Source organism: Prolixibacteraceae bacterium (assembly GCA_019720755.1).
GTDB classification, from domain to species: Bacteria; Bacteroidota; Bacteroidia; order Bacteroidales; family Prolixibacteraceae; genus Halosquirtibacter; species Halosquirtibacter laminarini.
The window spans coordinates 548,320-569,633 of the sequence record CP081303.1 but is presented as its reverse complement, the minus strand read 5'-3'; the positions used below and the strand labels follow the sequence as shown (position 1 = coordinate 569,633).

Genomic DNA, 21,314 nt, shown 5'->3' with positions numbered 1-21,314 from the left:
CAAAACAATATTTAAACTATATGTTGTCCACAAATTTCTCATTTTGTATTTTTATGGCAAATAATAGATAAAAATGGCAAACAAGACAGAGCAACAATTTAATAGTGCTATCAAAGAGTGTGTAGATATTTTCACCAAAAAGATGGAGGATTACGGAACTGCATGGAGAATACTCAGACCTAGCTCACTCACTGACCAGATATATATTAAAGCGCAACGTATAAGAAGTATTGAAGAAAAAGGTTCTCAAAAAATTGATGACAGTATTAGAGGAGAATACATTGGCATTATAAATTATTGCTCAATGGCTCTTATTCAATGCTCTATCGGATATAACGATAACCCTATTTCAAACAGCGAAATTGCAAATTTGTTTGTCGTGCAATTGAATAATTCAAGAGACCTTATGCTCAATAAAAACCATGATTATGGAGAAGCATGGAGACAAATGAGAATCACCTCTTATACTGATCTTATTTTGATGAAAATAAAACGAACAAAACAGATTGAGGACAACAAGGGCAATACAATTATCTCTGAAGGAGTAGAAGCGAATTATATGGATATGATCAACTATGCTATTTTTGCCCTTATTCGACTTGAGGAGAATAATTAAAACCAAATAATAATTCAATAACTACACTACAATTACTCAAATCAATATGCATAAATTAATAATTAAAACATCACGAATCCTGTTTGGATTAGTCTTTGTCTTTTCAGGATTCGTAAAGGGGATAGATGTTCTAGGATTCAACTACAAAATGGTAGACTACCTAGAATCTTTTCATCTAGATTTTCTTCAATTTACGACACTACCATCTTCTTTCCTTTTACCATTTATAGAGTTTGCAATCGGTGCTGCCCTTATCACGGGTGTTTGTCTAAATATAGCCAGTATTCTAGGATTCGCCTTTATGAGTTTCTTTACTTTATTGACAGCTTATATTTGGAAATATAACCCAGTACAAGATTGTGGTTGTTTTGGGGATGCCCTTGTCATTTCTAATGCTGAAACATTCTTAAAAAATATTTTTTTATTTACCCTTGCTGTTATCATATTAAAATATAGGAAAACTACATTTGACAATTGTAAAACAACAAGAAAGAGTAGTTTCGTTGCCATGTGTATTTTTATGGTCTCAGTAATGACATATAGTTATACACACCTACCTATCGTTGATTTTAGACCATTTAAAGAGGGAGTAAATATTCCGGAGGCGATGAAAACACCAGAAGGTGCAGAGCAGGATATATATGAAAATGTATATTATTATAAAAATATCAACAGCAGAGAACTAGAGCAATTTAATGACACAAACTATCCTTGGCAAGACACAATCAACTATGTTTTCGATCATATGGACGAACCTAAATTGATCAAAAAGGGATTTACACCTCCAATCAATGATTTCAGAGTTGAAAACAGAGAAAAGCAAGACGTTTCAAACTTCTTCCTAACAAATCCTGAATACGGATTTTTATGGGTATCTTATAACATGAATAAAGCAGACAAAGATGCATTTAAAGCATCAGAAGCGCTTGCAGAATGGGCAAAATCGAATAACATTAGTTTTATTGGACTTACTTCTACTAGTCTTTCAACCATTGATCAATTGAAAGAACAATATAACCTTTCCTTTGATATATTGAATGCAGATGAAACAATGCTCAAAACTGTTGTTCGTGCAAACCCGGGTATTGTTCTTATGAAGAACGGAACGATCATAAAAAAATGGAATGCAAATCATATTCCTGAAAATTTCTCAATTGAACTACTGAATAAGCTAGAAAAGGAGCTAAACTAATTTCGGGAATTTAAGTGATCACAATCAATAAAGATGGAGGTTTTTAGAACCTCCATCTTTATTTTTGTATCTTTGAATCGCTAATTAAAGAACATTAATTTATTAATTCATTTCGTAATGAGAAAAAAAATTGTTGCAGGAAACTGGAAGTGTAATACTTCTCTTCAAGAAGGTGTAGAATTGGCTCAAGCTGTTAATAGCGTAGTACTAGAACGAGGAGCAGAAGATGTTACTGTTGTTCTAGGTGTTCCTTTTACACACATTACTAAGGTCATTGATACAGTAAACACTGATCGTATCAATGTTTCTTCTCAAAACTGTGCTGCTGAGGCAAAAGGAGCTTTCACAGGTGAAGTTTCTGCGTCTATGGTTAAGTCAACTGGTTCTACTCACGTGATACTAGGTCATTCAGAACGTAGAGAATACTATAATGAGACAAGTGAAATTCTTAATAAAAAAGTAGCTTTAACTTTAGAAAATGGTTTAACTCCGATCTATTGTTGTGGTGAGCCTCTAACAATTAGAGAAGCAAATAATCAAAATGATTTCGTTAAGCAACAATTAGAAGAGACTGTTTTCACACTTTCATCTGAAGATTTTTCAAAAATTGTTATTGCTTACGAACCAATATGGGCTATTGGAACAGGAGTAACTGCATCTACTGAACAAGCACAAGACATGCTTGCTTATATTCGTTCTATTATTGCTGAAAAATATGGTAATGAAATAGCAGAGGCTACTTCTATTCTTTATGGTGGTTCTTGTAGTCCTAAAAATGCTGCAGAACTTTTTGCTCAAAAAGATATTGATGGTGGTCTTATTGGTGGTGCTTCTCTTAAGCCAGAAGATTTCCTTGCAATCATTAATGCATACTAAGCATTATCAACAATATAAAAAAAGGCGTTTGTACAAACGCCTTTTTTTATATCAATTATAGTCCTAATTTCTTTCTAATATCTGCTGGGATAGCATCTTTGTGAACCATAATACACATAGTCTTATAGTTAAAGAATGCTTTAGAACAATAGAAATATCCTTTGTATTTGTTATAAGCACCCCATGAGTTTTTCACTTTGTAGTACAACTTACCTGTTTGATCTTTTGCTGTTCCTACAATGTGCATACCATGATCATCAGTAGTCTCATAATTATCATAAGCTAGTTGACGATTCTCTTGAGTGATCTCTTTTTCAGGACCTGGTTTGTCCATCGAGTACAACTTTTGCTTTTGCTCTGAAGAAGACAAAGACTCCCATTTAGAGATCTCTGCATCATTCATCTCTTTGAAATTTACATCAGGAACAACTGCTACACCTTTTGATTTAGTTGCAAAACCTTTTTCTGAAACATCCGCAGCCCAACCAACAGTAAATCCATTAGATATTGCATTATCCATGATACGATCCATTTCTTTTAAAGGAACGTTATATACGTTATTCCACATCCAATTATCTGGAACTTCTAAGATAAACTTAGAGTAGAATGGATGATGAGTATAAGAAGTGATCTCTACATAATCATCCGCATTCAAACCACAATAATCTTTCGCAAAACTCTGTGATGTATACTCTTTCCCTTCATATACGAACTTCTCTGGAGCATGACCTAAGTAAGCATCCAAAGTACTAGTGATTGCTTTATCCCAAGCTGTCGAGAGCTTTCTATTTTTATTTTTTATTACCGCATCCACTTGAGCCTTCAACATTGTATCCATCTCACCTTGAACAGGCTTCTCTGTACCATAATTCATTCCTGAATACACTGACTCAGGTACAGCACCATATTTACCAAGAACGTAAGATACATCATGGAAAGCTCCACCAGGACCAAAATTAAGGTATCCATGCATTCTAACATACTTACGTGCTTTATCAGCATATGTATGATAAACCACAAACATCTCAGAAAGATTCACTGGATCTTTTCCCATACGAATCATCTCTGACTCTAAAAACGATTCACCTGAAAATGCCCAACAAGTACCTGAGCGGTTTTGATCTTTTACAGAAGTAGCTTGTAGCTCTTTTACAGGAGTGAACACATACCCCTTTACTTTGTCTTTTTTCTTACGCTGTCCTGCCATAGCCCCATCAACAGACAATAAGCTAAGTGCCAATAATGCAATTGCTAAAATATTCTTCATGAACTGATAATTTAATTAAGTATAAATGTCCAAATTATGAATTGAGAATAGAATCTAAAATCCATCTACTAAAATACATAAAATTGAGAGCTATTCAATGACAAATAACCTATTACAACAAATCATCACAGGTTTGTTATAAATTGATGATTAAAATCAATATTTTAAATTAAAGATCAATATAGATAAAGATTGATTACCTTTGCGCAAAATGGTTCAAAAAATCCACTGTTACAAGACATTATAATCAATAAATATATATGAGATTTGATCAATACAGTCTGATTCCTCAGATTAAAGAGAATCTTTCAAAAAAAGGTCTTAATAAACCTACGGATATCCAATTTAAGTCAATTCCACACATCCTAAAAGGGGAAGATGTCCTTGCGATTGCTCAAACAGGAACAGGTAAAACTGCTGCATTTGCAATTCCTGTGATTCACAAGATCCAACTTTTAAAGTCAAAGAAAAGAGCTACAGGTATACGTTGTTTGGTAATGGTTCCTACCAGAGAGTTGTGCATCCAGATTACAGATGTTTTTAATGATATAGGCAAAAAAACAAAAGTAGTAGCCAGATCTATATTTGGGGGAGTTGAACAGGACAGTCAAATTAATACTCTAACAAAAGGAGTAGACATTGTAGTCGCAACTCCAGGTAGAATGTTTGACCTGATAAGTCAAGGACATTTAAAACTAAATCAACTAGAGATATTAATATTAGATGAAGCAGATCAAATGCTAGACAAAGGATTCTACCATGACATCAAATCACTTCAAAAACATATCCCTAAAAGAAGACAAACCCTTTTCTTCTCTGCCACAATAGACGAGAAAATCAAAAGATTAGCGTACTCTCTTGTTGTAAATCCAATAAGAATTCAAATATCTCCGAAGAATCCGGTAGCAAGAAATGTGAACCACTCTATTGTAAAAGTACAGAAGGATGATAAAAGATTCTTTTTGGAGCGATTCATCAAAGAAAACAATGACAATAAAATTCTGATCTTTGTAAGAACCAAAGTACGTGCAGAAAGAGTACAAAAAGCAATGCAAAGAGTCAATATTGAGTGCCTAACACTTCACGGAGATAAAGACCAAAATGAACGAATAACGACACTTGAAAAGTTCAAAAGTGGGGAATCAAATATTCTAATTGCTACAGATATTAGTGCAAGAGGTATCGATATTCCAAATGTTGAATTTGTCGTCAACTATGATATTCCAGAACAAGCAGACAGTTATGTACACCGTGTAGGTCGTACAGGACGTGGTAGAAGTAAAGGAAAGGCAGTATCTTTTGTAAGCAATGAAGAGAACGAACTTCTTAAAGCAATTGAAGATTATACTGGCGATGAAATTAAAGAGATCAAAATCAATATTGACGATTATAATGAAACAATCGACTACTCTGACGACACATCTCAAACTTGGCAATCGCTAATTAAGGAGCATGATCGAGTAGAAAATAATCTCAAACAGCTTCATAATAAAAGAAAAAAACAAAAACTGAATAAGAAGAAAAAATAAAATCTAATTCCTTAAAAATTTAAAGGTGTCTAAGCGACACCTTTTTTTATTTCTACATTCATATAAACAGAATAAGGTGCCATATCGCTATAGCACCTTATTTCTAATATCTTGAAAAGAAACTATTAAAGTTTTCTTTCATAATTCTCATTAAACATATCGACTCCTTTATCTAGGAATTCAATAAATATTTCTGGATTTGGATTATATCCCATTCCATCACCTAGTTGAATCTGATCAGGCCCAAGAATTACATAAAAAGGTTGTGTATTTCTACCGAAACGTTCAATTTGGAAATCTGTCCATTTATTCCCAACAGTCTTAACACGTCTTCCTGTAGTTTTCGATGTATACTGTTCCCATTTTGGCAAATCTTTTCTTAAATCAATATATAAAGATGCAATCACTACATCATTAGATAGTTTCTTCTTAACTGCTGGATCAACCCACACATTGTCCTCCATCTTACGACAGTTGGTACAACCTTTTCCAGTGAAATCAACCAACAAAGGCTTATGTACTTGTTTAGAATACTCAAGAGCTTTCTCAAAGTCATAGAATACTGGAATACCATGAGGTCCTAAGTGCTGATCTCTATTAAGCTCGACAGTTCCACCTTCACCAGAACCAACATATACTGAAGAAGCACCAAAACCTTGAGGGGCCTCAGCATAATTCACTGGAGGCGGGAAACCACTAATAATCTTCACTGGCGCTCCCCATAAACCTGGCACCATATAGATTACAAAACTTAAAACCATAGTTCCTAAGATAAACCTTGGAACAGGCAAGAATGTAGATGGTGAATCATGTGGGAGAACAATTTTACCCCAAAGGTACATCGCCATTGCAAAGAAAATCGCAATCCAAATAGACAAATATATTTCACGTTCTAAAAGGTGCAAATCAAGTACCATATCCGAAATCGAAAGAAACTTAAATGCAAACGCAAACTCAAGAAATCCTAAGACAACCTTTACAGAATTCAACCAACTTCCAGACTTTGGTAAAGCATTCATCAAAGTAGGTGCCCCTGCAAAAAATGCAAATGGAAGAGCCAGAGCCAAAGAGAATCCAAACATTCCAATAATTGGAGCCAAACCTCCATTTCGTGCTGCCTCTACAATCAAACTACCAACAATAGGGCCTGTACATGAGAATGAAACTAATGCCAATGCAAAAGCCATAAAGAATATCCCAAACAAACCTCCTTTATCAGCTTGTCTATCAATTGCATTAACCCACTTATGAGGTAATACGATTTCAAAAGCACCCATAAACGAGAATGAGAACGCAAAAAGCAGAATCGCAAAGAATAAGTTAAACCATGGATTGGTCGAGAGGTTATTTAAACTTTCGGCACCAAAGACTGCTGTAACCACAGTTCCGAGCAAAACGTAAATAACAATTATCGACAAACCATAAAGAACAGCATTTCTAATTCCTTTCGCTCTCGAATCATTCGGATTCGTAAAGAAACTCACGGTCATCGGAATCATTGGGAACACACATGGTGTTAACAATGCTGCCAATCCACTAAGGAAAGCAATTATAAATATATTTAAATAGTCTCTATTCTCCGAAGATGAGACAGTAGGTGTTGACACTGCTGAGCTCTGGTCATTATCCTCTGGCAAACTCAAGATGTCGTCCACATCATCTTGTTTCTGGCCTTCGTTAATAACAAAAGAGTACTCTATTTCAGTAGGAGGAAGACAAGTTTCATCGTTACAAACCATAAATTCCACATGTCCCTTTATATCCACCATCTTACCCACAGGAACTTCTACTCTCTGCACGAAAGTAGCTTCATGACTAAACCAAGAAAGATCCATTTGAAATGTCGGATCAAAATGTTTCTCAGGTTCAGGTACCTGTTGGATACTTCCCAATATCTTAAAGTCACTTTTATTATCATAACTAAAAGATGTTCTCACCGGTCCACCATCGGGGATATCAGTCGAGTATAAGTGCCAGCCATCCTCGATCGTTGCCGAGTAAACCAACTCATACTCTGTCTCACTTATCTGATTCTTTGAAAACTCCCACTTTACTGGCTCAAGAATTTGAGCAAAAGAAGGAAGAATAGAAAGAATAAATAATGACACAATCAGTCCAATTTTCCTCATGTCCATTGTATAATTTTATGTTTCGTCCAAATACAGTCACAAATTTAAAAAAAAATGGCAATAAAAAAAGACTCAAGAACATTCTTGAGTCTTTTTTAGAGGTTTATTACTCTTAATTAAAGAACAATTTCTCCATCGTTGTCATAAAACTTACAATCTAAGAATCCCATATTCGTTTTTGGGACTATTTTGAATCGCTTTTTTAGGCACCACATCCACTTCATATGCCTAGAAACAATACCACTTGTCAAATAGGCTGCAATAAATGGGTGTAAATGTATTTTAACATTTTTCCTAAACAATTCAAGGTAGATATACTTGAGATTATTAAAGACCTCATCCACCAACAACAAAGTAGAAGAAACCTCTCCTGTTCCGTTACAAGTAGGACATTTTTCAGCTGTTTCAATATGCATTTCAGGACGAACACGCTGCCTCGTAATCTGCATCAAACAGAATTTACTCAACGGAAGAATATTGTGCTTTGTTCGATCTTTACTCATCTCTTCACGCATCTTCTCAAGAACCTTAATTCGATTCTCGTTACTATGCATATCAATAAAGTCAACCACAATAATCCCTCCCATATCACGTAGACGGAGTTGTCTTGCAATCTCTACAGCTGCTGCCATATTTACCTCGAGAGCATTGGTCTCTTGATCACTTCCAGCCTTAGAACGATTTCCGCTATTCACATCGATAACGTGAAATGCCTCTGTATGCTCTATAATCAAGTAAGCACCACTCTTGAACGACACGGTCTTTCCAAAAAGTGCCTTAATCTGTTTCTCAATTCCAAAATGCTCAAAAATGGGAGCATCACCACTATAATGCTTAACAATCTTCTGCTTTTCAGGTGCTATGCTTGCAACATAATCTTTTACCTCTCCAGCAGACTGTTTGTCATTCACATAAATATTAGTAAAGTCGGGATTGTATACATCACGGATCATTGTTATTGTACGATCCAATTCGCCTGCTACCAAAGATGGAACTTTGGCTTGTTTTAGCTTTCCAGGAACAGCTTCCCATTTAGCGACTAAAGAACGTAACTCTTTATCTAACTCTGCAACTTTACTTCCTTCTGCTGCAGTTCGAACAATAACACCGTATTTTTTAGGTCGAATACTTTGAATCAATTTGCGCAAACGACTTCTCTCGTCGCTTGACTTAATTTTTTGCGAGATTGACACCTTATCACTAAATGGCATTAGTACTAGGTTTCTCCCTGCAATAGAGATCTCTGATGTTAAACGCGGTCCTTTGGTTGATATTGGCTCTTTGGATATCTGAACCAAGATCAACTGACCAGAATGCAACACATCAGTAATTTTTCCTTCCTTAAAAATATCAGGGTCCGACTGTATTTTATTCATCGACACAGGTTTCTTACCCTTAGACGTCGACTGTATAAGAAATTTGTTTAATGTTTGGAATTGTGGTCCTAGATCAGGGTAATGAAGGAAAGCATCCTTCTCGTATCCCACATCAACAAACGCAGCATTTAGCCCAGGCATTATCTTCTTCACTTTTCCAAGATAGATATCACCTACTGCAAACTTTGCATCACTGGTTTCCCGATTGAGTTCAACAAGGCGTTTATCCTCTAAGTAAGCAATCTCCACTTGAGATGGATTTATTTCAATTACCAGTTCATTACTCACAATCACATTTTTGTTTAATATAAAACTGAACTTATAATACAGCAAAAACCTAGAAGCAAAAATGCCCTAGGTTTTACACTCTTTAAAAACAGAGTCGAAGAATTATTTCTTCTTCTTATGTCTGTTTTTTCTTAGTCTCTTCTTACGCTTGTGCGTAGACATCTTATGTCTCTTTCTTTTTTTACCGCTTGGCATGATTATACTTTTTAATATGAATATTACTTAACGTTATCTTTAACCTTGCTCACAAATGACTTTGCTGGCTTAAAGGCTGGGATAAAGTGCTCTGGAATGATAATAGTTGTATTCTTTGAAATGTTACGAGCGGTTTTCTCAGCGCGTTTTTTTACGATAAAACTCCCGAATCCACGAAGATACACATTTTTCCCTTCTACTAAAGAATCTGAAACGGTATCCATAAAGGCCTCAACTGCCTTCTGAACCGTAACTCTCTCAATACCAGTATTCTTCGAAACTTCGTTTACAATATCTGCCTTTGTCATTGCTATAAATTTAATTTAAACGATATCCTTGACTCAATTTTAGGAGTACAAAGATAAACGTTTCGTATTATTAATGAAATAGAAATCAATTATTTTTGCGGCAAACATAAGAGAATTTTATTAAAAACACAAAAGATGGAGAAAATAGCTAATCAATTGATTACTTGGTATAAAGGCAAAAAAAGAGATCTGCCATGGCGAAAAAACAGATCTCCATACCGTGTTTGGATATCAGAAATCATACTTCAACAGACAAAAGTTCAGCAAGGAAAACGCTATTTCAATGACTTTATACAACTTTTTCCAGACGTAAATCAACTTGCGATGGCAAGTCAAACGGAAGTATTAAAAGCATGGGAAGGGCTCGGATATTATTCTAGGGCAAGAAACCTCCATGCTACAGCCAAACACATATCTGAAAACTTAAAAGGTGTTTTTCCTACAGAACATCAAGAAATACTCCAATTGAAAGGAATAGGGAAATACACAGCGGGAGCAATCATGTCATTTGCATGGAATAAACCATATCCTGCAATTGATGGAAATACCATTAGGGTCATTACTCGACTATTTAAAATTGAAACCGCAGGACATCTTACGTCCACATATAAGCATATAGACTCTCTTATAAGAGAAATGTATCTCTACTCACACCCCAAAGAATTGAACGAAGCAATAATTGAGTTGGGCGCACTAGTATGCACCCCTACAAATCCACAATGCACTTCCTGTCCGCTACACGGGGAATGTATCGCAAGACAAACTGGGAGTATAGGTCAAATTCCAAAGACCATTTCAAAACGAAAACCCAAAGAGAGACACCTTCACTTTATTATAATCAAAGGCATCAACCACACCATATACATAGAGCAGAGAAACAAAAAAGATATTTGGAATGGATTATATACACCCTACCTTATAGAAGAAGAACTTGATGAGATATCAGAAAAAACACTTATTCTTAATTTAGCAAAAGAAGGAATCAAACCTGACACCATTCTCAAGAAAGAAAATAAAATACATAAACTAACACACCAAACACTACATATACATATATGGGAGACAAAAACGAAGTCAGAACACCAAAACTTTATTCCAATGAAAGAAGTTCAAAACTATCCTACACCAAAACCATTCATAGATCTATTTAAAAAAATCGAAAACTAAACGAACATTGTATGAAAATATCTTGTATTTTATTATATTACTAGTAATATTTGCATATATGTCAGTAAACAAAGTTATTTTAATAGGATATGTAGGAAATAATCCTGAAACTCACTACTTTGATAAAGAGAATTGCGTCTCAAGATTTCCATTTGCAACAAATGAGAGTCATCTAAATAAGTCAAATGAAAAAGTTACACAAACAGAGTGGCATAGGATTGCTTGTTGGGGCAAACAAGCTATTCTTGCAGACAAACACATAAAAAAAGGAATGCATCTTTATATAGAAGGAAAATTAAAAAGCAGAACAATCGAAAAAAAAGATACGCCACCAATGCGTATCACAGAAATTATTGCATATCAAATACAGATTCTAGACAAAAAAGAATCTGATTAACTAAAAGATATATCTTTTATTAAAGTATTCATTTAAAACAACAACATTGGAAGCAGACACAATTCCCTCCCAGATGATCATAGCATTAGACAATATCAAGTTTATGTCCTTTGACATCCATGATTTTGTAGGGTTAATCATTTTATTTGTTCTACTAATTCTTTCTGGCCTAATATCTGGATCAGAGGCTTCATTCTTTGCGTTATCGCCTCACGATATTGACAGGTTAAAGTCAAAAGACAACAAAAAGGGAGCCGCAACTATTACCTTATTAAAACAGCCAGAACAACTTCTAGGGTCAATTCTGATTGCAAACAATTTTATTAATATTGGCATAGTTCTTTTATCATCAAAAATAACCTCAAGCCTCATTGATTTTAGCAATGCTCCCACCATTGGGTTTGTATTTCAAACAATCATTATCACCTTTTTGATACTTCTCTTTGGTGAAATTATACCCAAAGTTCTTGCGACAAAACAACCCTATGCATTCTCTCTTAGAATGACCTCGACATTTACGATACTAAATAAGATCTTCAAACCTTTGAATACAGTCTTAATTAAATCTACAAGTATTGTCAACAAAAAAGTAGGGCATCACAAAAACAACATGTCTGTTTCCGACTTATCTCATGCTCTATCTCTTACAGAAGAACATGAGATCCAAGAAGACAAAGAGATCCTTGAAGGGATTGTCAAGTTTGGAAAAAAATCTGTTGTAGAGATCATGTGCTCTAGACTTGATACGATAGCACTTGACTGTAATGAATCATTCACTACAGTCATTCAAACAATTAACAATTCAGGGTACTCTCGAATTCCTATTTTTGAAGACACATTTGACAACATAAGAGGTGTTTTATATATCAAAGACCTACTGGCCCATCTTCACAAAGGGAATACGTTCAGATGGCAAACATTGATTAGACCGCCTTTCTATATTCCAGAAAATAAAAAGATTGACGACCTTTTAGAAGAGTTCCAAAAGACAAAAATACACATGGCTTTTGTTATCGATGAATACGGTGGTGTTTCTGGAATTGTAACTTTAGAAGATGTCCTTGAAGAGATTGTCGGAGAAATTTCAGACGAATTTGATGAAGATGAAAAAAATTACACCAAAGTCGACAACGACACCTATATATTTGATGCAAAAACACTCCTCGTTGATTTTCTCAGAGACCTTCATCTCGATGAAGAGTATCTAGATGATGTAAAAGGAGATGCCGATACAATAGCAGGACTTCTACTCGAGATCAAAGGAGACTTCCCTCTTGTCAAAGAGAAAATACAAATTAGAAATATCGATTTCATTGTAGAGAAAATGGATAGTCGCAGGATTATCGAAATAAGAGTTATTTTTAAATCTTAAGACACTCATGAAAAATATTATATGCTATTTATTCCTCCTGATCTCTTTAACGCAGTTGTTGGGATGCAAAGACCATAGTATTCCTAAACCTAGGGGATATTTTAGAATTACCCTACCAGAAAAATCATATCATAAAACATTCGCAGAGACTTTCAACTTCTCCATTCCAGACTATACTACTTTTTATAGAAAAAAAGCAAAAGAGAAAGATGATTTCTACGAAGTAAGCTTCCCTAAAAATGGGGCAAAGATCTACTTAAGCTATTTTGATGTGAACAACAACCTACCTATCTTAATAGAAGAAGCACACAAGTGGGCATTTAAACACTCTATTAGGGCAGATGCTATCGAACAGAAAGAGTATGTAAACAATACGAATAAAACGTATGGTTTGGTTTATACAATCGAAGGGAATGCTGCATCTCCAATGCAATTCTACTTAACAGATTCAACCAAACATTTCCTTCGTGGTGCTCTATATTTCCATAATGTACCAAACCAAGATAGTCTACAACCTGTTATCAACTTTATTACTAAAGATATCGTAGAACTGATTGAAACAACCCATTGGAATGAATAAGGACCATGTAGAAATTTACAATCTTCATCATGCGACACTCGCAATTTGCAAAATCAGTAAGGTAGAAGAGAAAGATATTGAGACATTTAGACTCTCTATAGACGACATAGAACGTATTAAAAGGATAAAAAATAATAGGAGAAAAAGAGAGTGGATTATTTCTCGCATGTTAGTTAAACTACTTTTAAATGGGGAGTATCCTCAAATTAATTATCTTTCAAATGGGAAACCATATCTCAGATCTAATGATTCACACCTCTCCATTTCTCACTCCATGGATTATGTGGCAGTCATCATCTCTAATACGCATAATGTAGCCGTCGATGTAGAAAACATCCATCGTAAAATCATTCATATTAAAGACAGATTCATAAACAAAAAGGAACAAACATCCGACACACTAGACCTCTTTAAATTATGGTGTGCAAAAGAAGCAGTCTATAAAATACTAGAATATCCTTCTGTGGACCTACTATCTGAGACTACAGTATCTAAAGATTTCAAGACAATCCACTTCTCTCGCACCAACGAAATCATTAATATTCAATACATTCATCTAGAGGACAATATTTTATGTTACATTATAAGATAAATTAGTCTTTATTTCTTTGTCTCATATTCCAAATTATCTATCTTTAGTCTGAAAAGATTGTTGAAACAAATAATTACTGGAAATGAATAGACCAATTTCGCAAGCACTCATCATTTTTGGTGCATCAGGGGATCTTACTAAAAGAAAACTAATTCCATCTCTATATAAACTTTTTATCCAAAAAAGTCTTCCAGAAAATTTCATTCTAATTGGAGCCAGTCGCACAGTATTCACCGACGAACAATTTAGAACGAAATCCACCGAATTCCTTCAAGAGGAGGACCAAAATAGCATTGAAGAGTTTAAAAAAATCATTCATTATCAACCGGTACAACCTGACAACATAGAGGACTACCAAAAACTAAAGGGTAGGATTGATACGCTGTGTGAAAAGAAGAATATCGAAAAAAACTTGATTTTCTATCTCTCTACTCCTCCTGCTCTTTATACCATAATACCTAAAAATCTTGCAGAGGTTGGACTAAACAAAGAAGAGGGGCACTTCAGCAGATTAATTGTCGAAAAACCTTTTGGTACAGATCTAGAAAGTGCGCTTAAACTCAACCAAGAACTTCTAAGCAACTTTGAGGAACACCAAATATACCGAATAGACCACTACCTTGGCAAAGAGACAGTACAGAACTTATTGGTACTAAGATTTGCAAATGCAATCTTCGAACCAATATGGAACAGAAACTTCATTGAAAGAGTAGAGATTACCTCTGCTGAAAGTCTTGGAGTGGAAAAGAGAGGAGGATATTACGATAAGTCGGGGGCACTAAGAGACATGATCCAAAATCACCTACTGCAACTTGTTGGTCTTCTTGCAATGGAGCCTCCTGTAGAAGTAGAGGCTGATGCTATTCGAAACGAGACACTCAAAGTTTTTAAGGCCTTTGCACCATTCACATCTGACGAGCAAATAAAAAACAACGTAGTACGCGGACAGTATATCTCTTCTCGTATAAAGAACGAGGAGATTAAAGGGTACAGACAAGAAGAAGGGGTCGATGAGAACTCTAGAACGGAGACATTCGCTGCAATCAAATTCTATATCAACAATTGGAGATGGAGCAATGTACCATTCTATATCAGAACAGGAAAAAAACTTCCAACGAGAGTCTCTGAGATGGTTATTCATTTTAAAAACTCTCCTCACCACCTTTTCTCTGGAGGCAAAGAACTTCCTCAGATCAACAACCAATTGATCATCAGAATACAACCAGATGAAGGGATATTGATGAAATTCGGAATGAAAGAACCTGGATCAGGATTTGTTACCAAACCTGTCAATATGAATTTTCACTACAACACCCTTTCAGAAAAAGAGTTGCCATCTGCCTATCAAAGACTACTTCTTGACTGCATGATTGGGGATGCAACACTTTATGCAAGAGGAGACTCCGTTATTGAGGCTTGGAAGTTTGTAAAACCAATACAGGAATATTGGAAAAAAAGCGATGCGCCTATTTTTGGCTATCCTGCAGGAACATGGGGACCTCATGAAGCAGATAATTTAATTGAAGGAGATGAACAAACATGGAGGTATCCTTGTAAGAATCTAAGTAATGATGGTTACTACTGTGAACTTTAAAAAATAACCCATGAAAGAAGCTCAATATATATCTTATAAGAACAAAGAAGATATAGCAATGGCATTAATAGATTGGATAGAAAATTGGCTGGATGATGTAAAAGATCATCCAGCAATTCATATTGCAATCTCTGGAGGAAACACGCCAAAAATACTATTCAAATACCTAGCCCAAAGCAAACACCTTGATCTATTCAAAAATGTACACTTTTGGTGGGTAGACGAACGTTGTGTTCCAATGGATGATCCGGAGAGCAACTTTCTCTATTTCAACGAGTATTTTGTTAAACCTACAGGATTTTCTTCAGAGCAAGTACATCCAATTGATGGGACAAATAACCCAGACAGTGAAGCAATGCGATATGGCGAGCTTATCGAAACACATATCTCGAAGAAAGACACTTGGCCTATTTTCGATCTCATCCTTCTTGGAATGGGAGATGATGGACACACCGCAAGTATTTTTCCCCACCAAATTGAGTATATTACATCACAGGAAATTTGTGTCGTAGCAACACATCCAATCACAAAACAGAAAAGAATCTCTTTAACGGGTTCTGTAATCAACAGATCAAAACAAGTTATTTTTCTTGTTACAGGAGCGGATAAAAAAGATATTTTTAACGAAATTAAAAATCAAAGTACTAATGCGATTCAATATCCAGCATATCATATACAGAGCAATAAACCAGTTCTCTGGTTTATTGATAAAGATGTTGAATAACGAAAAAAGGCTGTTTCTACAAAACAGCCTTTTTTTATAACCACTTCTTTCTCTTAAAAAACACCAAAGTTAATAGAGAACTAGATATCATCAGAAAAATACAAAATGGGTATCCAAACTTCCATGTAAGTTCAGGCATAAATCGAAAGTTCATACCATACATACTTGCTATTAAAGTTGGTGGAGAGAAAATCACTGTTACGACAGTAAAAATCTTAATTATCTTATTCTGATCTAGATCAATCAAACCCATCAAAGTACTTTGAAGGAAGTCCAATCGCTCAAAGCTAAAAGCAGTATGATCAATTAAGGAACCGGCATCCTTCAGCATCATTCTCAATTGAGCCTTATCGTCTTCAGGAAAACGTCTACTTTTTAATATAGACGACATCACTCTTTGTTTATCGACAATATTCTCTCGTAACAACATGGTTGCCTCTTGTAGTTTCGCGATCTCCAAAATCAGACGCTCTTCTAACTCCTGTTTAAAACGAATACGCTGACTAATTGCATTAATTTCACGGCCAACAAACTCTATCAAATCCGCATCAAAATCAATCCGAACATCTAATAGAGTTAAGAATACATACCATCCAGTAAAATCCATTGAAGGTTGACCAACTAGGCGCTCATACACTTGATAAAAACCATTAGTCTTTTCAGAGTGATAAGCAAATAGAATCTTGTTCTTTATGATGAAAGAGACAGGCGTATAACCAAACTTACCATCGACAACTCGCATAAAGTTTGAGTTCGCACGGACCACCTCTCCATTCTCAGAATAACGAGAACTACTCTCAATCTCTTCGGCTTTATGCCAACTTAAAAAAGTAATATCAAAATACTCTTCTACAATACTTTTCTCCTCGAAAGAAGGAGATTCTAAATCAACACATAAAAGATCTTTTCCATCTAAATCCTGTAGAGAGTTAGAAGAAGAAGAAAAGTGATAGCCATTGTCATCGCTGTAGATATAATTTATCATAACAAATCTCTTTGTATGTACATAAATTATGAAAGGAGGAGACAAAGATACGATTCAAGCTTATTAGATCTCAAAAAGTTCTTCCAGAGCACCAAAGTAATCCTCATCCCAGCCCTCAGCGATGTTATCATACGCATCTTCTGGAATATTAGTCTGCTTTACCTCTACGCTCGTTCCTTTCTTATGAGGGTGTAACTTAATTGAAACTGGAGAATAAAGGTCTTCTCCAAAATACCACAATTGGTCAATCTGTTTATTCGGGACAAGATCTAATATCTTTCCACAAATTGCACCATCCCACATAGAGAACTCACCTCCAGGCTCTTTCGGCATCACTGCTGGCTCGCCAGTCCAAATCTCAATCATTACGGGATTGGTAAGACAATTATATATATCTTCAGGAGATCCAGATAATGTAAAATACTTCTTGTAATCTTTCATACAATTCCACTTTGGATAGAAGGGATAAACCTCTCACTTCTATCTTTATTTAACAAAAGAAGTCTATTTTTGATCAAAGAGAACCCTCTTTTTTTCGTCATGCTAAAGTATAGGTTTTTAATTTAACAGAAAAATTATCATCCCAATTATATCTATTTTATTGTCTTTTTCATATTTATTGATTGCAATTATTATTATACTTTTGCATCATACTTATTTGATTAGAATTAATTCTCATGTTACATAAAATTGAAAAATATTTTCGCTTAGTAAAGTTCTCGCATACAATCTTTGCTATGCCGTTTGCATTCATTGGTTTCACTTTAGGCTACAAACAGCTTGGAACTTTTGAACTCTCTACCCTCCTTCTAATTATTCTTTGTATGATTTTTGCAAGAAATTCAGCAATGGGATTCAATAGGTTGGTAGATCGAAAATATGATGCAGAAAATCCTAGAACTAAAAATAGGGAGATACCCCAAGGAGAGATCTCCGTTACCCAAGCTCGTATTTTTATATGGATCAATGTGATCGCATTTATAACAACGACCTATTTTTTAAACAACCTGTGCTTCTACCTCTCTCCTATTGCAATTGCAACAGTGCTTGTATACAGCTATATGAAAAGATTTTCTAGCCTTTGTCATTATGTATTGAGTACGGGACTCGCCCTTGCTCCTATTGGTGCCTATTTGGCTGTTACAGCGCATTTTAACATCATTCCTGTACTATTCGGGGTTTTGGTGTTCTTTTGGGTAGGAGGATTTGATATTATATACTCATGTCAAGATGCTGGTTTTGATTCGAAATACCAACTCTACTCAATTCCATCTTTGTTAGGAGTAAAAAACGCATTGCGCGTTTCAAAGCTATCCCATCTATTTGTCATTGGTATCTTAATGGTCATTGGTTATATATGGCCTTACAACCAATTCATTTACGCCATTGCAGCGCTTATCTTCACATCGCTAATTATATACCAACACAGCATTGTAAAACACAATGACCTATCTAGAGTAAACATTGCTTTTGGTACCACCAATGGCTTTGCCAGTTTTATTTTCGCTGTTGGAATTATTCTTGCAATACTTTGTTAGGTAGTATTGAAACTAGTTGTTCAAAAACAACTAGTTTCAACCTATCATATTCGATATATCAATATAAACCATTCCATAATTAACGTTTCGATAATTGGATGGTATTAGAGAATTCTATATTTCGAGTAGCTTAAAAAATCAGATATACTCTTATTTACACCTTATTTTCTCCTCTTTAATGACCATAGATAATAACCCGTAAGGGGTAATGAGGAAAGAATAAGGGATACTAGAAACATCAAGATTTTACCCAAGATTCCACCGATGGCTCCCACATGAATATCATAGTTCATCCGTATCGCTTTTTCACCACTACTAGCATTATCATACGACTGCTCTCGAAGGAGCTTACCACTAAATTGATCAAACGACAAGCTTGCACTATTATAATAGACAGAAGGAGAAGTCTTCACAAAAACTTGCACTGGAGACTTCTTTGTTTTAGGTCTTGATAAAGAGATATAATATAATGAAGGATAAAGAGTTTGGGTCTTTCGATAGATCTTTTCATAAGTAGTAGTCGTAGTAGCCATAGGAGTTGATTGTACTTGAGATGCATCATAATCATGAACCCCAAGGTTAAATATTAAATAGACAAGCCCCATCACCCAGCGATAAGACCACACCATCCCAGTAATACTTAAGATCAAAGCCAATGGAAAAGTAAGGGCTCCTAAAGTGAAATGAATATCTCTATTCAAAACCTTAAAACTCTTTCTATAACGAAACTTAAAACTACTCCTCTTTACCCCATTCTTAGGCCACCAAAGCCATAATCCCGTAATCAAACAAAGAAAGAAAAGTGCTGTAACCCCTCCTACAATTGGCTGTCCATATTCCGTTCGAAGAAGATAACTCCAATGAAACATCTTTACCAACTGAAAAAATTCGTATTTATGATTTAATACTCCAAGAACCTTTCCTGTATAGGGATTAATATATACAATTTTATCCTGTTTAATCCAACCAAAATATGTTACTGCATCCTGATCTTGGTGATATGATCTAAACTCCCAAGCTCGCATCGGGTTATGCAACATTTTACTGGTTGTTACCTTCATATCATTAGGAAGCTGTCTATTGGCAATCCCTATCAAATGATCTACAGGAAGCGTCGTGGATCCAGACTTTTGCACATACATTACATCATGATGAAAAACTTGAAACAGTTCATCATGAAAGACATACAATGCACCACTAATTGCAGTAAGAAACATCAAGCCTCCAACTATCAATCCAACATATTGATGGATCAAAAACAATTTCTTTTTCATAATAATATGTATAAAAGGAGCTCCTTCAAATAAGAAGCCCCTTTTGAGTGTATTGATAGTTATTGTATTACAAAGCTTTCTCTGCCTTAAATATTCCAGGAAGATCAATACCGTTTACCTTTGCCCCTTTTACAGCTGTTGCATTAACAGGATCCACTTGATAAACATAGGTCTCTTGATTGGCATCATGAATAGGCACATAGACCTTACCATTATCGTATAGATAGTAAGCCCCATACCCACCAGAACACTTTGGTAGATTGGCAATCTCTGTTACACTCTTTTGAAAAATATCGAGAATAACATAACGACAAGGGGCAACCTTATCTGAGGTTGCAGCCCATTTAACATCCCCACCACTACTTGTTACAACACGAGCAAAAACTTTACCACCTCCTAGATATTGGGTATAAACCACTTCATACCCCTCTCCACTAGCATCTTGTATATTGAAGAAATATCCTGAATCAAAATCTGTTTGTCCACTTTTGATTCGAACCGCACCAGATGGCTTTGTTTCAGTATCAAATCCAGCCTCTTTAGAACAAGAAGAGAAGCAGTAAATATCTCCAGATTCGGTTTTCACCATCATACGACTATTTCCATATTGACCTAGAGGTCCTGTTCTTGTATCTTCTATCGTCTTCACATAATCTAAAGAAGGGTAATCAAATACACTAACCCAAGCTTTATCTGTAACAGGAGTATTGAATGACTTTCCTTCTACAAGGTAAAACGAAAGGAATAGTTTTCCATTTACAATTCGTGCAGAGGTTGGCCACAAGTATTGGCTAGGCTCTAAGGTCATATTACTCAATTTGACTTTCTTTGACTTCGTCACTTTAAGCCCTTTAGTATCAATAATCATCATGGTACAAATATCTGTACCACCACCCCAAGGGGCTCCAATACCTAGCATCGTTTGGTCATCTACTGGAGCACTCATATCAAGTCGTTCGAATACCATCTTTCCATAATTTGTTAAGACACCACTTTCGGTATTCACAGTATAGCCAAGCACATTATTATCACCGTATCCAATGCTAAGATATCGACCTGGCGTAGAATCAAAATATCTCCACCCGATCTGCTCTACTCCATGCCCAACACCAGTAATCTCACCACGCATTAAATCTCCTACTGAAAGTAGATAATCTGCAGTACTTCCTCCTGTAGCTTTCGTTCTCAAAGCAACAACATAGGGAGTTTTTGTTTTATTATTTTGTTCTGTCTTTACTTCATCTTTAGAACAGGAAACAATGAGTCCCAAAAAGAAAATTGACCAAAACATGAAGGCAAATTTATTGTTTTTCAT

At 35.3% G+C, this 21,314-nt stretch carries 20 protein-coding genes; 12 read left to right on the top strand and 8 right to left on the bottom strand.

The window, feature by feature from the left end; translation table 11 throughout:
• Positions 1-73 precede the first annotated feature (73 nt).
• From K4L44_02310 to tpiA, 3 genes are all read left to right on the top strand, one after another.
• Complete coding sequence (locus tag K4L44_02310) at positions 74-616, top strand: DUF1599 domain-containing protein (GenBank protein ID QZE14715.1); 543 nt, start codon at positions 74-76, stop codon at positions 614-616.
• Between the two features lie 46 nt (positions 617-662).
• A complete protein-coding gene (locus K4L44_02305) occupies positions 663-1,808 on the top strand; it encodes a DoxX family protein (GenBank protein ID QZE14714.1) in 1,146 nt (381 codons plus the stop codon).
• A gap of 117 nt (positions 1,809-1,925) precedes the next feature.
• Positions 1,926-2,684: a triose-phosphate isomerase gene (tpiA, locus tag K4L44_02300; protein ID QZE14713.1), complete on the top strand. Its 759-nt coding sequence runs from the start codon at positions 1,926-1,928 to the stop codon at positions 2,682-2,684.
• Positions 2,685-2,739: 55 nt separating this feature from the next.
• Here the strand turns inward: tpiA and K4L44_02295 are convergent, their stop codons facing one another.
• The gene (locus tag K4L44_02295) at positions 2,740-3,951 is read right to left on the bottom strand and encodes an aminopeptidase (protein QZE14712.1); all 1,212 of its coding nucleotides are present in this window, start codon (positions 3,949-3,951) and stop codon (positions 2,740-2,742) included.
• Positions 3,952-4,211: 260 nt separating this feature from the next.
• On the opposite strand from K4L44_02295, the gene K4L44_02290 reads away from it, so the two are divergent.
• Positions 4,212-5,480 carry a DEAD/DEAH box helicase gene (locus tag K4L44_02290; protein QZE14711.1) on the top strand — a complete coding sequence of 423 codons (1,269 nt, stop codon included), beginning with the start codon at positions 4,212-4,214 and terminating at the stop codon, positions 5,478-5,480.
• 125 nt (positions 5,481-5,605) lie between these two features.
• Here K4L44_02290 and K4L44_02285 read toward each other — a convergent pair whose 3' ends face one another.
• From K4L44_02285 to K4L44_02275, 3 genes are all read right to left on the bottom strand, one after another.
• Positions 5,606-7,609, bottom strand: coding sequence for a thioredoxin family protein (locus K4L44_02285; protein QZE14710.1), 2,004 nt, complete (start codon positions 7,607-7,609; stop codon positions 5,606-5,608).
• A 116-nt stretch (positions 7,610-7,725) separates the two neighbouring features.
• On the bottom strand, positions 7,726-9,273 hold the full coding sequence (locus K4L44_02280; protein ID QZE14709.1) for an Rne/Rng family ribonuclease: 1,548 nt from the start codon (positions 9,271-9,273) through the stop codon (positions 7,726-7,728).
• A gap of 218 nt (positions 9,274-9,491) precedes the next feature.
• Entirely contained in the window at positions 9,492-9,776 is a 285-nt protein-coding gene (locus tag K4L44_02275; protein ID QZE14708.1) for an integration host factor subunit beta, read from the bottom strand.
• Between the two features lie 135 nt (positions 9,777-9,911).
• Here K4L44_02275 and mutY point away from each other — a divergent pair, with 135 nt between their 5' ends.
• The 7 genes from mutY to pgl all read left to right on the top strand — a co-directional run bounded on the left by mutY (position 9,912) and on the right by pgl (position 16,202).
• Positions 9,912-10,943, top strand: a complete 1,032-nt coding sequence (gene mutY, locus K4L44_02270) for an A/G-specific adenine glycosylase (GenBank protein ID QZE14707.1) — start codon at positions 9,912-9,914, stop codon at positions 10,941-10,943.
• A 58-nt stretch (positions 10,944-11,001) separates the two neighbouring features.
• A complete protein-coding gene (gene ssb / locus K4L44_02265) occupies positions 11,002-11,340 on the top strand; it encodes a single-stranded DNA-binding protein (GenBank protein QZE14706.1) in 339 nt (112 codons plus the stop codon).
• A gap of 73 nt (positions 11,341-11,413) precedes the next feature.
• Complete coding sequence (gene gldE, locus K4L44_02260) at positions 11,414-12,712, top strand: gliding motility-associated protein GldE (protein QZE14705.1); 1,299 nt, start codon at positions 11,414-11,416, stop codon at positions 12,710-12,712.
• A gap of 7 nt (positions 12,713-12,719) precedes the next feature.
• Positions 12,720-13,292 (top strand): gliding motility lipoprotein GldD, encoded by a 573-nt coding sequence (locus tag K4L44_02255; protein QZE14704.1) that lies wholly within the window; start codon positions 12,720-12,722, stop codon positions 13,290-13,292.
• Positions 13,285-13,884, top strand: coding sequence for a 4'-phosphopantetheinyl transferase superfamily protein (locus tag K4L44_02250; GenBank protein QZE14703.1), 600 nt, complete (start codon positions 13,285-13,287; stop codon positions 13,882-13,884). The genes K4L44_02255 and K4L44_02250 overlap by 8 nt, the downstream gene beginning before the upstream one ends.
• A gap of 82 nt (positions 13,885-13,966) precedes the next feature.
• Positions 13,967-15,478, top strand: a complete 1,512-nt coding sequence (gene zwf / locus K4L44_02245; protein QZE14702.1) for a glucose-6-phosphate dehydrogenase — start codon at positions 13,967-13,969, stop codon at positions 15,476-15,478.
• 10 nt (positions 15,479-15,488) lie between these two features.
• Entirely contained in the window at positions 15,489-16,202 is a 714-nt protein-coding gene (pgl, locus tag K4L44_02240) for a 6-phosphogluconolactonase (GenBank protein QZE14701.1), read from the top strand.
• A gap of 34 nt (positions 16,203-16,236) precedes the next feature.
• Here the strand turns inward: pgl and corA are convergent, their stop codons facing one another.
• Both corA and K4L44_02230 read right to left on the bottom strand, forming a co-directional pair.
• Positions 16,237-17,187 carry a magnesium/cobalt transporter CorA gene (gene corA, locus K4L44_02235; GenBank protein ID QZE14700.1) on the bottom strand — a complete coding sequence of 317 codons (951 nt, stop codon included), beginning with the start codon at positions 17,185-17,187 and terminating at the stop codon, positions 16,237-16,239.
• Positions 17,188-17,250: 63 nt separating this feature from the next.
• Positions 17,251-17,628 carry an SRPBCC domain-containing protein gene (locus K4L44_02230; GenBank protein ID QZE14699.1) on the bottom strand — a complete coding sequence of 126 codons (378 nt, stop codon included), beginning with the start codon at positions 17,626-17,628 and terminating at the stop codon, positions 17,251-17,253.
• A 236-nt stretch (positions 17,629-17,864) separates the two neighbouring features.
• On the opposite strand from K4L44_02230, the gene ubiA reads away from it, so the two are divergent.
• A complete protein-coding gene (ubiA, locus tag K4L44_02225; GenBank protein QZE14698.1) occupies positions 17,865-18,725 on the top strand; it encodes a putative 4-hydroxybenzoate polyprenyltransferase in 861 nt (286 codons plus the stop codon).
• A gap of 161 nt (positions 18,726-18,886) precedes the next feature.
• Here the strand turns inward: ubiA and K4L44_02220 are convergent, their stop codons facing one another.
• Both K4L44_02220 and K4L44_02215 read right to left on the bottom strand, forming a co-directional pair.
• Complete coding sequence (locus K4L44_02220) at positions 18,887-19,999, bottom strand: PepSY domain-containing protein (GenBank protein QZE14697.1); 1,113 nt, start codon at positions 19,997-19,999, stop codon at positions 18,887-18,889.
• A 67-nt stretch (positions 20,000-20,066) separates the two neighbouring features.
• Positions 20,067-21,314 (bottom strand): DUF4374 domain-containing protein, encoded by a 1,248-nt coding sequence (locus K4L44_02215; protein QZE14696.1) that lies wholly within the window; start codon positions 21,312-21,314, stop codon positions 20,067-20,069.